The 13,928-nt window shown below is 44.0% G+C and carries 13 protein-coding genes; 9 read left to right on the top strand and 4 right to left on the bottom strand.

What is annotated here, in order from left to right; all coding sequences use genetic code 11:
• Window positions 1-15 precede the first annotated feature (15 nt).
• From elbB to MNR06_RS09235, 3 genes are read right to left on the bottom strand one after another with little or no spacing between them, the layout of a single operon-like run.
• Window positions 16-669 carry an isoprenoid biosynthesis glyoxalase ElbB gene (gene elbB, locus MNR06_RS09245; protein WP_243535293.1) on the bottom strand — a complete coding sequence of 218 codons (654 nt, stop codon included), beginning with the start codon at window positions 667-669 and terminating at the stop codon, window positions 16-18.
• Window positions 670-710: 41 nt separating this feature from the next.
• Window positions 711-1,586 (bottom strand): hypothetical protein, encoded by an 876-nt coding sequence (locus MNR06_RS09240; RefSeq protein WP_243535291.1) that lies wholly within the window; start codon window positions 1,584-1,586, stop codon window positions 711-713.
• Entirely contained in the window at window positions 1,583-2,674 is a 1,092-nt protein-coding gene (locus MNR06_RS09235) for a GNAT family N-acetyltransferase (protein ID WP_243535288.1), read from the bottom strand. Before MNR06_RS09235 ends, MNR06_RS09240 begins: the two co-directional genes overlap by 4 nt.
• 170 nt (window positions 2,675-2,844) lie before the next feature.
• Between MNR06_RS09235 and MNR06_RS09230 the strand changes: the two genes are divergently transcribed.
• From MNR06_RS09230 to MNR06_RS09205, 6 genes are read left to right on the top strand one after another with little or no spacing between them, the layout of a single operon-like run.
• Window positions 2,845-3,081 carry a ferredoxin gene (locus tag MNR06_RS09230; RefSeq protein ID WP_243535285.1) on the top strand — a complete coding sequence of 79 codons (237 nt, stop codon included), beginning with the start codon at window positions 2,845-2,847 and terminating at the stop codon, window positions 3,079-3,081.
• Window positions 3,050-3,793: an endonuclease III gene (gene nth / locus MNR06_RS09225; protein WP_243535282.1), complete on the top strand. Its 744-nt coding sequence runs from the start codon at window positions 3,050-3,052 to the stop codon at window positions 3,791-3,793. Before MNR06_RS09230 ends, nth begins: the two co-directional genes overlap by 32 nt.
• Window positions 3,794-3,807: 14 nt before the next feature.
• Window positions 3,808-4,290, top strand: coding sequence for a DoxX family membrane protein (locus MNR06_RS09220; protein WP_243535280.1), 483 nt, complete (start codon window positions 3,808-3,810; stop codon window positions 4,288-4,290).
• Between the two features lie 3 nt (window positions 4,291-4,293).
• Entirely contained in the window at window positions 4,294-5,337 is a 1,044-nt protein-coding gene (locus MNR06_RS09215) for a thiamine ABC transporter substrate-binding protein (RefSeq protein WP_243535276.1), read from the top strand.
• Window positions 5,334-6,788, top strand: coding sequence for an ABC transporter permease (locus tag MNR06_RS09210; RefSeq protein ID WP_243535273.1), 1,455 nt, complete (start codon window positions 5,334-5,336; stop codon window positions 6,786-6,788). The genes MNR06_RS09215 and MNR06_RS09210 overlap by 4 nt, the downstream gene beginning before the upstream one ends.
• Window positions 6,760-7,395 carry an ABC transporter ATP-binding protein gene (locus MNR06_RS09205; protein WP_243535271.1) on the top strand — a complete coding sequence of 212 codons (636 nt, stop codon included), beginning with the start codon at window positions 6,760-6,762 and terminating at the stop codon, window positions 7,393-7,395. Before MNR06_RS09210 ends, MNR06_RS09205 begins: the two co-directional genes overlap by 29 nt.
• Here the strand turns inward: MNR06_RS09205 and MNR06_RS09200 are convergent.
• Window positions 7,392-10,097, bottom strand: coding sequence for an ATP-binding protein (locus MNR06_RS09200; RefSeq protein WP_243535269.1), 2,706 nt, complete (start codon window positions 10,095-10,097; stop codon window positions 7,392-7,394). The two genes, MNR06_RS09205 and MNR06_RS09200, sit on opposite strands and share 4 nt — an antisense overlap.
• Before the next feature lie 282 nt (window positions 10,098-10,379).
• On the opposite strand from MNR06_RS09200, the gene MNR06_RS09195 reads away from it, so the two are divergent.
• From MNR06_RS09195 to MNR06_RS09185, 3 genes are all read left to right on the top strand, one after another.
• Window positions 10,380-11,102 carry a 3D domain-containing protein gene (locus MNR06_RS09195; RefSeq protein WP_243535267.1) on the top strand — a complete coding sequence of 241 codons (723 nt, stop codon included), beginning with the start codon at window positions 10,380-10,382 and terminating at the stop codon, window positions 11,100-11,102.
• A 529-nt stretch (window positions 11,103-11,631) separates the two neighbouring features.
• The gene (locus tag MNR06_RS09190; protein ID WP_243535264.1) at window positions 11,632-12,456 is read left to right on the top strand and encodes a flagellin N-terminal helical domain-containing protein; all 825 of its coding nucleotides are present in this window, start codon (window positions 11,632-11,634) and stop codon (window positions 12,454-12,456) included.
• Window positions 12,457-12,728: 272 nt separating this feature from the next.
• Window positions 12,729-13,367, top strand: coding sequence for a transposase (locus tag MNR06_RS09185; protein ID WP_243535261.1), 639 nt, complete (start codon window positions 12,729-12,731; stop codon window positions 13,365-13,367).
• The last annotated feature ends 561 nt before the right edge of the window (window positions 13,368-13,928 follow it).

Raw genomic sequence — 13,928 nt, 5'->3', positions numbered from 1 at the left:
TCCATGTTCTAAATATTACGCCCATTCGACGATTTCGTGGGCAAGGCCGAAAATTCCTTGGAAGACTTCATTAGGTTTTGCATCACCATACATGTAAGCAGGAGTCGTCACGATTTTACTTTCACGGTCTGTGATGTAATCGTCAACAGGGCATTCTTCGTGAATGGCTCCGGTTTTTTGAATCTCTGCAGAAGTTTCACCGTTTTCACCCACAGTTACAGTGATTTTTTTATCACCCAAAACGCGAGCTAATAAAACAGGCGCGATACATAAAGCACCGATCGGTTTGCTTTCAGCGTGGAATTCTTTAATCACTCTTTGTACTTCAGGATGAACTTCGCACTTGGCACCTTTTTCAGCCCAGTTACTAAGATTTTTAGCAGCACCATAACCGCCGGGGAAAACCACAGCATCAAATTCCTTAGTCACAAGTTTATCTAAAGCCGTGATCTGTCCACGGGCAATGCGCGCAGATTCTGTCAGGATATTTCTTTTTTCATTAGAAGGTTGTTTTGCGACGTGATTCATCGCTGGGACTTCAAGATCTGGCGCAAAACAATGAACGTCGGCTCCAGCTTGGTGAAGGGCTATAAGAAGGCTCACGGATTCTGTGATTTCGCTTCCGTCAAGGTGACCGCAACCGGAAAAAACTACTGCAATTTTCTTCATGGACCCTCCGCTGATTCGCTCTTGGAAGGTCCTAGACTACTCTACGGAGTCCCTTTTTTGAAGTTTTTTAGTTTTGTGCAAGTCGTAACAAGCACCTTTTGGTTTTGCACGGGATATAGCTGGCGATAGCAATATTCGGTCATGCGCGACATGAAGGGAAGATCAGGGCTTAATTTCACCCAGTAGTTCACTCTTTGTCGTTCGACGTTTTGGCCGGTTTTTAACTCGATCACCCAGTCAAAGGCGACTTTTTTGATATTTAATTTGCAATCAGGAAGGCCTGCGCAATTATCCTGCGCTTTCATAAGTTCCGGTGCCGTTTCAACAACGGTTTCTTCTTTAAGGTTCGAACACTTGATCTCGCAGCTATCAACCTTCAAAGTATCTTTACAATAGGTATCCAAGGCATCTGATTTTACGCAAGCGTAAGCAAGGCCATAGAATCTTTCAAAACCTAAAGTCATCTGATAGTCGTCAGCCATTGGTTTTAAAACATGGGATTGAAAATCGTGGCTTTGAACTTGTAATGACGTTGCGGCCGCGGTGCCTTTGCTGACCGTGCGGTGATCTTCGCGGGTAGACTCTGCGCCCTCTGTGCCCTGCTTAATGACTTTGTTTTGATAAAGGTAGGTGTATAGATAATCTGTCGCCGTTTCTTCACGCTTAGAAACAGTAATGCCTTCTTGCAAAACAAAAAAAGCAGATCCGTTACTATCTATTTTTTGTTCAGTTTCTTGAAAAAGAAAGTCATTTGGCGCCATGGTTAAAGGATCCGCATTTCCCCAGGCTTTAGATAAAGCAGTTTGCACTTGCTCTACGGTGGCGGGATTTTGTTCTTCGTCCATGGGTTCTTTAATACAAGCCACAAGACTGCTACAAGCAGCCATCGTAAGAAGCAGATTTTTTAATTTCATCATATTGAATCCCAACCCCAGATCCACATAGCAAGAGGCAGTATTTTTTCAAGTTTTTGAATGGTTTCTTCTTTAAACAAATCCATGGCGCGATAGTCCACAGGCCCAAACAACAAGCGCACCATGTCGGTTTCGTTGTTGATCGTGAATAGATCCTGACCAATACCGAACACGAAATGGTTTGGATGTTTTTCTAAAACGATGTCAGCAATACCTTCTGCTCTGAAGGCTCTTTTAATTTTGGCTGCTAACTGATCAAAGTTAACTAACTTGATCATGCCTAAATAACCTTCATTCACGGTCACAGGTTTTCTGCGCAATTCGTTAATTAGATTTTTCGCGTGGCGAGGACAGATGATCGTGTAAGGTTGATTTTTTTGTGCGCGAATAAAACTAAACAGCGCCATCAGTTTTGAAACCGATCCACCCCATTCGTGGATATAACCACCTAAATCAACACCTTTACCTTCGATGGCATAGGCCGCAAGCTGGCCATTTGGCTCCCAAGCGGTGTAAACTTTGGTTTGCGGAATAGCTAAAAATTTTCTAGTTTCTTCGATCGTGCGAACTGAATTGACTGAATGGGTTGAATACAAACGGTAAATGGCATCCGGAGCCACTTTAGAGTCTGTAGAAAAACGTAAATTTACAGGCGGCACATCGAAATTATCTTCAATCACAAAGCTGATTTCGCTGCCGGCTAATTCAAAGCCCATACGACGGTAAAAATCAAAAAGATCAGTCCAAAGAATCGCGATATCACACGACTGTTCTGAAGCTGACTTAAGACAATCCGTCATGACTTGGGTGCTTAGACCCTGACCTCGATGCTGGTCTTCGGTGACCACGGAACCGATGGCGCCCACCTTATAAATGACATGGGGGGATTTAATTATCAGGGGTTTTAAAACCGCGTGGGATAACACGTGGCCTTCATCAGCAATAATGCGCATATTGTGCAAGTTGTTAGATGAAAAAGCGGTGGGATACTCTGCCGCGATTGACCAAGAGGCCTCATTGCGAAGTTTTTTGTTTAGAAAATCTAAAACCTGAGGCAGCTCTGTCTCACGGGGCGAACGAGGTCCTTCCATGAACCCTCCTTTTGATACTTATCCTAGGATATCTTTAAATTGGTCCTGGGCCCTAGTATTCAACAAAGTTTGCCATGAAAAATGCGACCCAAGTCCGGAAGGGGGTTTGACATCAAGGGCAAAAGATTTATATTAGCGGGTCTGTAAATGGTCCCTGTTAGGAGAGTTCGATGGCTGATAAGAGTCAAAGTTGGAAAGAAAATAAACCAGGCAAAGTGTTCGTAGACCAGTCTTGTATTGCTTGTGATGCTTGCGTTTTGACGGCACCAAAGAACTTTACCATGCACGAAGAAGACGGCCACGCTTTCGTTACTAAACAACCTGACACTCCAGAAGAAGAAGCTTTGGTAAAAGAAGCTATGGAAGGTTGTCCAGTTGAAGCCATTGGTAACGATGGTGACCAGTAAGAAAAAGGCTGTAAAAAAGAAAGCGGCTAAGAAGGTTTTAAAACCTTCAACCAAAAAAGTGGGGTTGAAAAAGCCTCCTTTTAAAGAAGCCGCTCCGATCCTTGAGACAATCGATCTTTTAAGAAGATACTATCCTGACGCTCACTGTGCCTTAAATTTCACAAATCCTTACGAATTATTAGTCGCCACAGCCCTTTCTGCCCAAACCACGGATGAAAGAGTCAACATGGTGACACCTGCATTATTTAATCAATACGGTTCACCACAGCGGATGGCGAAAGCCAAAGTGGAAGACATCGAAAGCCTTATTCGCTCTACGAATTTCTATAAAAACAAAGCTAAAAATTTAAAGTCAGCTGCAATTGATTTAGTAGAAAAGCATAACAGCGAAGTGCCACAGAATATCGAGTCTTTGGTCGAGCTTGCGGGAGTTGGCAGAAAGACCGCCAACGTGGTGTTAGGAAATGCGTTCGGGATTCCAAGCGGGATTGTTGTTGATACCCATGTAGCGCGCCTTTCTTATCGTTTGGGGTGGGTTGATACCGACAAGCCTGTCGTGATCGAAGAAGAACTTTGCAAAGAAGTACCGCAAGAAGATTGGGTGATCTTGTCGCACTATTTGATTTCCCATGGTCGAGCTATCTGTAAGGCGAGAAAACCTGACTGCGCTCACTGCTTCCTAGAGGAGACTTGCCCTAAAAGGGGTGTCTAGTTCACAATGTCTTCATGTTGCTTGCATTCTTTGAGAGCGTTAAATACGTAGGCCACCTATTACCCATTTCTTTTCTAAGAATATTCTTAGGTTATTATTATTTAGAAGCTGCGATGGTAAAGTTTCAAGGTGACTTCTTAAGCAGACCCCGCATTGCTGATCAAATGGCCGAATGGCTTCCTTCCAGTCACGCACCAAACTGGTTTAAAATTTTTGCGAACAGCCAGATGATTCCAAACTGGCAAACGGTGGCTTTCATTATTTTAGGAATCGAATTTGCCGTCGCTATTTCTTATATCATTGGTTACGTCGTGCGCCCGGTGGCTTTACTGGGTGTTCTTCTTTGTATAACGATGTTATTTATCTCAGGCCCAGCAACAGAAGATTTAAATAAGACTTTTTTGGCAATCCATTTGATTCTTGCTTGGGTCGGTGCCGGTCGTTGTCTTGGCTTTGATTATTACTTCTTTAAGCGTCGTCGCGGTATTTGGTGGTAGGGCGTGAAGCATTTTATTTTTTTTATTGCCGTTATTTTTCTAGGACTTTTTCTTGCGGTTTTAAATAAAAACGAACAAAGCACTATCACAAGTACAGTACCGACTTTACGAGTATTCGGTTACGCTTCATTTACAGGTCGCTGGGGACCAGGTCCTTTACTAAAAGAGCAATTTGAAAAAACCTGCAAATGCAAAGTGGAATTCATTGAAGGCAGCGATTCAGGTATTTTGTTGCAAAGATTGAAAATCGAAGGTGAAAGCCTGGGGGCAGACTTGGTGATTGGCCTTGATCAATTCGATCTGTCTAAGGCCATGGCTGAACAAACATGGCGTAAACTTAGCTTGGGTGAATTGAATGTTTATGATTCAGTGAAGCCGGCTCTTTCTAATGGTTCTTTCATCCCCTATGACTGGGGCGCTTTGACATTTGTAGCCCGGAAGAACGAATTAACAAACTATCCAGACACCCTAGATGAATTGTTAGCTCCAGAGCTTAATAAAAAAATCGCGTTAGAAGATCCCCGTACCAGTTCCCCAGGAATGCAGTTCTTGTATTGGGTATTGAAATCAAAAGGTGAAGAAGAAGGCTTTAAATTTCTAGATAAAATCATGGCACAAGCCCACAGCTTTTCGCCGACTTGGTCTACGGCCTATGGACTGTTCACTAGCAAGCAAGCAAAACTGGCTTACTCTTATGTGACGTCGCCGCTTTATCATGAGCTAGAGGAAAAACGCCAAGACTATACGGCGCTGCCGTTCGCCGAACCTCTTCCGGTACAATTTGAATTTGTTGGTATTCCTGAATTTTGTCGTCATTGCGAGCTGGCGGAAAAGTTTATCAATTTAATGCTTTCTAATGAGGGGCAAAAAACCATCATGGAAAAGAATTATATGTTCCCGGTGATGAAGGGAATTATGGAAGGAACACCTTTTGCCAATGCTTTGGTGCATGTGAAAACCATGGATCAATTTGAAGTGCCGTCGGTGACAGAAGTTGAGCGCATCCTGAAACGTTGGACAGAGATCCGCAGGGGCGCACTCAATTGAGCTTGCGGAATATCCTTCGCACCAGTTTAGTACTGTTTCTTCTTTTCCCGTTTCTGTTTTTATTCTTTGAATTTCGCATCGCTGAAGTTCCAGATATGGCAGAACTTTGGTGGGCTTTTAAAAACAGCTTTACGCAAAGTCTTTTTTCAGCGGTCTTTTCATTGCTTTTAGGTTTTTGGGTGGCGCGAGGCTTATTAAGTGTGACCAGTCATCGGCTGCGTGGTTTTTTTGAAGTCTTGTGTCTTCTGCCGAATTTTTTGCCGTCCATCTTTATTTTACTATCAGCGTTGACCGTGATTGATCCGTTTCCAATGGGCATTCCAGGAATCGTCATTATTCATACGTTGATTAATTTCGGTCTTGTCGCTGTTTTACTTGCTGGAATCATAGAAAGCAAAATCGGCGGCATGGCGGAACTTGCCTATGTGGAAGGGGCTTCGCGTTTTAGCTTTTTTGTGCGCGGTTTATTTCCGTTATTGAAAAAAGATCTTCTGTTATTGGGTCTATTTGTATTTGTGATTTGTTTCGGTAGCTTTGCCGTTCCGTTGATCGTTGGTGGAGGACGCGGAACAACCATGGAAGTTTTGATTTATGAAAAGATCAGACTTTCTGGTGAATGGGGTGCAGCCACCGTAATCGCCTTTATTCAATCTTGTTTTATTTTTGCATTGTCGTTTATTGCCAGCCGTGGAAAGGGTGCTTCGACCGCTCGCGAGTCTAATTTAAGCTTAGTTCGGAGTTATTCTGGGTTGGTGGTTCTATCTGTGATGTCGTTCATGTATTTGTTCGGTTATCTGCAGGGATTTACCTCGGGTCTTTCGATGCTTTCTACGTTTTATGATGTGCAGTCAGCGATCGTTTGGAACTTTCTTGGCAGCGTCTTTCTTGGTTTAACGGTTGGAGTATTAACATTCTTAGGATTGATGCTGATTGCATATTGTTGGCCGAAGCTGTGGTTTGAAAAGTTCTTAAATGGTTATGTGGCGCCTTCAACCGCGCTTGCTTGTTTTAGCTTTTTAATTCTTGGTCCCAATGAAGGAATTTATCCTTACATCAAGATTCCGTTGGTGCTAACCCTTTTAAGTTTAAATAGTTTATTTCGAATGGGTTGGGACAGTGAGCTGCACGCCTTGGAATCGCAGATGACTGTGGCATATTCAATGGGTGCGAGTCGCCACCAAACTTTCTGGGAAATTTTATTTCCCCAATTAGCAAATCGCGCCGGATTGTTAGCGGGAATCGCTTCGATCTGGGCATGTGGCGACTTTGCCGTCAGTCGCATTTTAGCCCATCAAGATTTAAGTATCGCGCTTATGACGGAAACCTTGATGTCGGGATACCGCTTAAATCAGGCCATCGTTCTTAGCAGTTTAATTATCGTTTCGGGTGTACTTTGTTTTGCAATATGTGCGGGGGGAAGCCGTGTCCTACGTCGAAAACTTGCGCCGTGATTATGGTGACTTCAAATTAGATATTCCTCATTGGGAAATCCTTGATCAAGGAGTCACCGTTTTATGGGGACCTTCCGGTTCGGGTAAGACTTCTATCTTTAGAATTCTATTAGGCTTAGAAACTTGCCCAGGGATGAAATGGGAATTTCAAGGTGTGGATCTGGCTAAATTAAAAACGCCAGAAAGACGGTTGGGCGTTGTTTTTCAAACTCTGGATTTATTTCCTCACTTGTCTGCTAAAGAAAATGTTCTTTTTGCTGCCCGCGCCCGCAAGGTGGATGAAAGCAAAGTGGCTCGCCGTATGAAAGAGCTTACTGCAAAAATGCAGATGGATTCTTTCTTGGACCGAAAGGCTTCAGTATTATCTGGTGGTGAAAAGCAACGGGTTGCTATTGCCCGCGCGTTGATTGGTGAACCCCGATTGCTATTATTAGACGAGCCATTTTCAGCCCTTGATCAAGAACTGCGTGAAGAAAGCCGACGTTTGGTAAAGGCCGTTATTGCTGATGAAAAGATACCGGCCTTAGTGGTGACCCATGACCATCGTGATGTGGAAGTGATGGCTAATAAGGTCAGTAACATTCGTAACGGTCAAATTGAAGTCTAAGCTTTCGGAGCGGTCAAAGTGTAGCGTTGTACCATGTCTAACAACGCTGACTTTTTAATTGGTTTCGTCACGTGCTCTGTGCAACCCACATCTAAAGACTTTTGAATATCTTCGGCCATGGCGTTGGCACTCACGGCAATGATCGGCATTGGCGCACGTCCCGTATTGCGTTCCCATTCACGAATTTTCTTAGTCGCGGCGTATCCATCCATCACTGGCATTTGAATGTCCATCAGGATCAGGTCAAACGATTCGTGGAAGACCTTTTCGACAGCTTCAAGGCCGTTTTCAGCTTGAACCACATCATAAGGAAGTTTTTTAAGATAAGTTAAAAGTAAGAAGCGGTTGTCTTCAGTATCATCGACGATCAAGATACGCGCATTGCGAGCGATCATTGCGTCTTGTTCTTGCAGTTTTGGTTGCTGTTCTTCAACTTCAATAAGCTTCACTGGCTCATGCAATGCTTCGGCAGCAAGATATGGCAACGTAAAGTAGAACGTACTGCCTTGGCCTTCTTTACTTTCAAACCAGATGCGCCCGCCCATAAGTTCTACAAGGTTTTTAGAAATCGTTAGACCTAAACCGCTACCGCCGAATTTACGTGTGATAGAGCTGTCTGCTTGCACGAAGTTTTGGAATAGCAAGTGCTGCTTGTCCAACGGGATGCCTGTCCCAGTATCGTGGATCGCAAAACGCACAAAGCGCTTGTCGCCTTCATCAAAACTGACTGAAACAGCGATTTCACCCTTAGGTGTAAACTTAATCGCATTACCAATCAGGTTAAATAGAATCTGACGAAGACGGGTAGGGTCACCCACTACCACTGGCGAAGCGTCTTTATCCAAGTTCACATTCAAATAAAAATGCAGATTTTTTTCTTGGGCTTTTTGTTTCAAGATGTCGCAAATATTTTTCGTCGTGGCGACAAGATCGTAAGCGATTCTTTCAAGCTTCACTTCGCGAGCTTCGATTTTAGAGATATCTAGAATGTCATTGATAAGAGCCAAAAGGTTTTCACCGGCATTGGCGCAAACTTTTACAAGCTGCGCTTGTTCAGCCTTCAGATCACTTTCAGCCAGGATATCGGTGATACCGATAATCGCATTCAGTGGAGTTCTGATCTCGTGACTCATACGAGCTAGGAATTCTGATTTCGCGGCAGATGCTTTTACGGCTTGTTCACGGGCTTCGATCAGGGCTGACTCTGCGGTGATACGATCGGTGATGTCAGTACAAACGAACACGAACGTCAGATCTTTGCTAGTGCGGTTGGGAAGGGCGGCCCAGTTCAGAAGAATTGGAACTCTGCGACCTTCGCTGTTTAGGATATCGGCTTCGATACTGTGTCTGGTTTGTAAAAGCCAAGTGTAGTTATTAAAATCCGGTTGCGCGTTGATCAGGGTTTTTAAGTCGACATTCGCAACTTGCTGTGAAGTCAGACCCAGAAGTTTTAAAGCGGCTTCGTTGGCTTGAGAAATCTGATAAGAACATTGGCGCCAGTCATCGTGGTGGGAAACTTTCACAATGAACAAGAATGCTTTGATCGATTGGATAACGCTATCAAGGAACTCTTTGGATACGGTGGTGGTTTCCAAACGGTCGGCAAGTTGATTGTACTTGCTTACAAGAAGACCGATTTCGTCCTTCGAGTTGTAATTGATTTTTTGAGTCAGGTTGCTGGTACCCAGTTTTTCTAAACGGTCGGTGAGGAGCTGGATTGGCTCTACGACTTTTCCTGTTGCTGCGAACGTGGCAAAGAAGAACAAGATGAAGATCAAGACGGCTGCGGCACTGGATGCGATGGCGATACGATCAAGAACGGCGAAGGCTTCGCTTTCATCGATTTTAGTTTGAATGTACCAAAGCTCTCCGTTAGGCAGATAAATTTTACCGATGGAACGGATGACTTTCTGCCCTCGATAGTCGATACCAAGTTCTCGCACCTCGCTTAGGTTTTCGATTTTCTTGATATCTTCGTCACCGCGGTTGGGGGAAAGGATCTCGGCCTCATCAGTGGTGTTACCAATTTGACTGCCCTCGACACGGAAACGGCCAGTATTACGCAAACTCCAGTCCTCACCATAAATGAGAGTCTCTCCGGTTTGTCCCATGCCATGGGTCGCCCAAGCAAAGTTGTCGCTTGTGATGCGATCGATTTCAGAAATGGAAATCTTGAGAGTTAGCACTCCGACCACGACGCCCTTACGATAAATCGGTGCAGCTACGAACCCGGTGGCAGAGTTTGGATTAATAGGGTCCTTATCAAAATCAAGGAACAGCGTAGACCCTTCTTGCGCTCTCATACCCCAAACATAAAGGTCCTTGAGTTTGTTCCCTGCATTCGGGCCCTCTAAAATTGAGGTCCCATCTTCGATGTCTTTACGGGTGGTGTAAAGGATGGTTCCTTTGGTATTCACCAAAGCCATGTCATAGATGTTGAAGTCTAAAACGTAGTTATCAAGCAAGCGGCGGAAGTCAGGATTGGTGTCCACGCGGGTTTGCGTTAGTAGGTCGTCGGTTAGTTCGTGGGAAGAAATTAGATTGATCGCGGTTTGTAAATCGCGGAAGTAGTTTTCAATCGCCGTCGTCTTGCTGATACGAATCTGGGTCAAGCGTTCATAGGTGCTATCAATAACGGTAGATTCCACGATCTTGAGGCCAATGAGGGCAACTACGAAGGTCGCAAGAAAAACAGAGATCAAATTGAATAGGAAAATCCGTAACCGTAGAGTCATGTTTAAGACCAGTGATAACTTATTGAGTTGCAACCTTCAACGAGTACTTGAAACAAAATTCAAATTAGGTCTTTAGCAGTTATGTTCATTCGCGGAACAATTACAGTTACGGCATATTAACTCGACGGAACGAAAAAAATTTTGACAGTCGTGAAGCCTTTGCAACAGATACATGTAATTTTCCATCACCCCCAGATATTTCGCAGCAAACTTGCTATACCTTCAAGGTATAAGGTGCCGAGGTAAACTATGAATTTTTACAAACTTTTGTTAGCCACTGTATTGGTTTGTGTTTTACCTTCGTGTGCAGCCAAACACTCTGATGGCAAAGAGATGGTTCCGACGATTTACTATAAGCCCACTATCAATCAAAAAAGCTCCCAATGCACAGCTGATGATTTGCGTGATTTGCTTTCTCCGGAGGGGGAGTCCTTGGTGACCTTGTGCCAAAAAGATTTTGATCTTTGTTTGCTTCAAGGGTCCTGCTTTGTTGATAACGGTAAGGAAGTTATTTCTTACAACTATCATTCGATCAAAGATAGCGTGCCTCGATTTATTCCCGTCGATCTTAAGGTGTGCCCGTTTGGGTATGGCGTACGTAGCAGTTGTCTGGATCCGTATTTTTCTGTCGCTGCAGATTTGAAATACTATAAACCTGGGGATGTGATTTTTATTCCTCGTTTGGAAGGAGCTGTTCTTCCGAACAGAGAAGTCCATGACGGTTTCATGATCGTACGGGACTCTGGTGGTGGAGTTTTAGGTCAGCATCGTTTTGATTTCTTCACGGGATTCTTTGACCATCGCTCTCGACAAAACACGTTGGCTCGCTTAGGGTTTGGTGATCCGAAAAATCGTTTTGAGTATCGAATGGCCACTGAAGCGGAGTCGCAAGCGGTGCGCACGAAGAGAAATTACCCTGGTTTGAAGGCTTCTGCTCTTGAAGAAGGGTATTTAACTCGTCCCCATCGCTAATTTGTTGCCTAAGTTCGTATTTGTTGCGTGAATTTGCGTAACATAACCCTTCAAAAATACTCACATTCCAACCCAAAGTCGGGGTCTAGCTAGACCTTTGGCGAATTTTTTTTTGAAATCAAAATTCAATAATTTCAATAACTTTTAAATCACCGCGCACACATTTTTAAAAAAATCTAGACCTTAGCCCTAAAGTTTCTAGACCATGGTCCGAAAAGATTCATGTAACACGTTGGGAATCAAAAGTTGCGAAGATGGATCTCCTCCAAAGTGCTGAAAAGCTACCTCAAGGAAAAAACTCTCCGCGGTCTTGGTTCCTCCTAGATAGGGACAGTCACCCCAATCTTAGAGGAACCGTTTCCCGCAATTTTAATTTTATTTTTAAGTTAGTGAGTTAACGAAAACAAAAACAAACGATCGTCGATGTTGATGGTTCAGGGTGTGTTCTAAGGTAAGTGGTGCTGCCTGGTTCATATCTCGGTTCCGCAAAAATCAGCAAAGAAGGTCACAAATCCCTTAGGAGGTTCTAATGGGCTTAAGAATCGCGACAAACACTGCATCTATCGCAGCACAACGTGTGCTAGGTAAACAACAAAAAAGACAAGAACATGCGTCACAAGCTTTGGCGTCTGGTTCTCGTATCGTAAATGCCGCCGACGACGCTGCCGGCTTGGCAATCTCTGAAAGCTTTAAAGGACAATTAAGAGGTATCTCTGCTGCTCGTAACAATGCGAACAACGCGATTTCATTCTCGCAAGTAGGTGAGGGTGGTCTTAATGAAATGTCCAACATCTTGGTTCGTATTAGAGAACTGGGTGTACAGGCTGCTTCTGATACAGTGAGTGACGTTGAGCGAGGATTCCTCGATCAAGAGGCTCAGATGTTAATCGAAGAGGCAGATCGTATTGCTAGAACTACAACTTTCGGTAATACAAAACTTCTTGATGGTACGGGCGGAAAAATGGAATTCCATGTCGGCGCGTACGGTGGAGAGGACAACGTAATTGCGGTCGACTTCGATGCCGATGCGACGACGGGTACGTTGGGAATTGATGGGATCTCGGTCTCTGATAAATCAGGTGCTCGTTCGACCCTGCAGTCAGTAGACGATGCGATCTCTAAAGTGAGTGCTCTGCGCGCAAGTTTCGGTGCGATGCAATCACGAATGGAATCAACAGTTAGTAACTTAGACATCTCTTATGAAAACTTATCTGCTGCGAACTCTCGTATCCGTGATACAGATATCGCAAAAGAAACAGCAGAGATGGCTTCTGCATCTATCCTTCAGAACACGGCGGTATCGGTTCTTGCGCAAGCAAACCAAATCCCGAACGTGGCTTTGAAACTGATCTAATTAATATAAAAAACTAAGACTTTATCATTCTTACAGAATGTCGGGGGGGCTGTTATGGGATACAGCTTCTCTCGAGAATGAGGGGTCGCCCACATATACCCTTCGTCTTAAGCCCACCCCGGGGGCACCCGCTCCCGGGGATTTTTTAGGTGCCTGCTTCTTTTTTGGGTCTACACCGCATCAAAGAAGAGATGAAGACCGGATATAATGGCAGATAATCCCAAATTTAAAGAGACTTGAAGATCATAAGGATCTTGCATGTAAGACCTAGAATGGGTCGCCAGGTTTTTGAAAATCATACTGAACTTCCATATCACATCACTGCTAGATGTATTAATAAAGATTGGTTCTCAACCGATCTTCACGTCATTTGGGATGTCATGTCCCGCCAGCTTTATTTCCTGCATTTTGCCTTCAATGTAAAAATTCACGCGTTCGTTTTAATGAGTAATCATTTTCATCTAATAGTTCGCACTCCTGATGCTAACCTTAGTGAGGCCATGAGGTATTTTATGAGGGAGACAAGTCGGGAGATTACATTCCTCAGTGGTCGTTTGAATCAAACATATGGTTCAAGATTTCATCGCTCATTGATTGGATCTCCACTTTACTATCTTCATGCATATAAATACTTATACCGAAATCCGGTTACCGCTGGGCTATGCGAAAAAGTTGAAGATTATCCGTTCTCGTCAATTCAAGGTTTGATTGGGGAAAGTTGGTTGGATATTCCAATCTCAGAAGATGAAAATTGGGGAAGCTTACGAACGCGGGAAGAAAATCTAAAATGGCTAAATACAGCTCCATCTATAGAGCAGTGGGATGAAGTTCGTAAAGGGTTGAAAAAGTCGACTTTTCAACTGAGCCCAGTGAACAAACAGCCTTCTTCATTAGAAGACTTCCCTCTTTGAGGTGCCTGCTTCTTTTTTGGGTCTACACTGCATCATCGAAAAGCAACTTCTTAACTAAACGATTTACTTCGATCACATCGAAGGTATTTTCACTCATCACTCATCACTCATCACTCATCACTCATCACTCATCACTCATCACTCATCACTCATCACTCATCACTCATCACTCATCACTCATCACTCATAGTGTAAACAGCTATTCGAGAGGACGGTGCATCTCCGGGGGATACTTTTGATGCAGTGTAGACCCAAAAAAGAAGCAGGCACCTTTGGGTTTTGGGCTGGGTGGTTGTTGGTCGGGGCTGGACTTTGGTTTTGGTTTTTGTGGGATCTTGGTCTGTTTTTCAAAACCTTGGTCTAGGTTTTCCTGGACCTTGGTTCAGAAATGCAGGACGCGACTAAAGGCTTCACAGACCTCGCCGAAAGGTATGTCAGAAGCAACGACGAAACGAAAGTCTGAAGCTCTCGAGAAACTTAAAAGGAGTGACTGCCTGATAAGAATCGCTTGAGGGAGCCAAGACCAAAGTGGAGTCACCAACGTGTTAACCGGCGAAGTCT

The organism is Bdellovibrio reynosensis (assembly GCF_022814725.1).
Lineage (GTDB): Bacteria > Bdellovibrionota > Bdellovibrionia > Bdellovibrionales > Bdellovibrionaceae > Bdellovibrio > Bdellovibrio reynosensis.
Note: the sequence above shows the minus strand (reverse complement) of the source record. Positions and strands in the feature narration are given on the sequence as shown.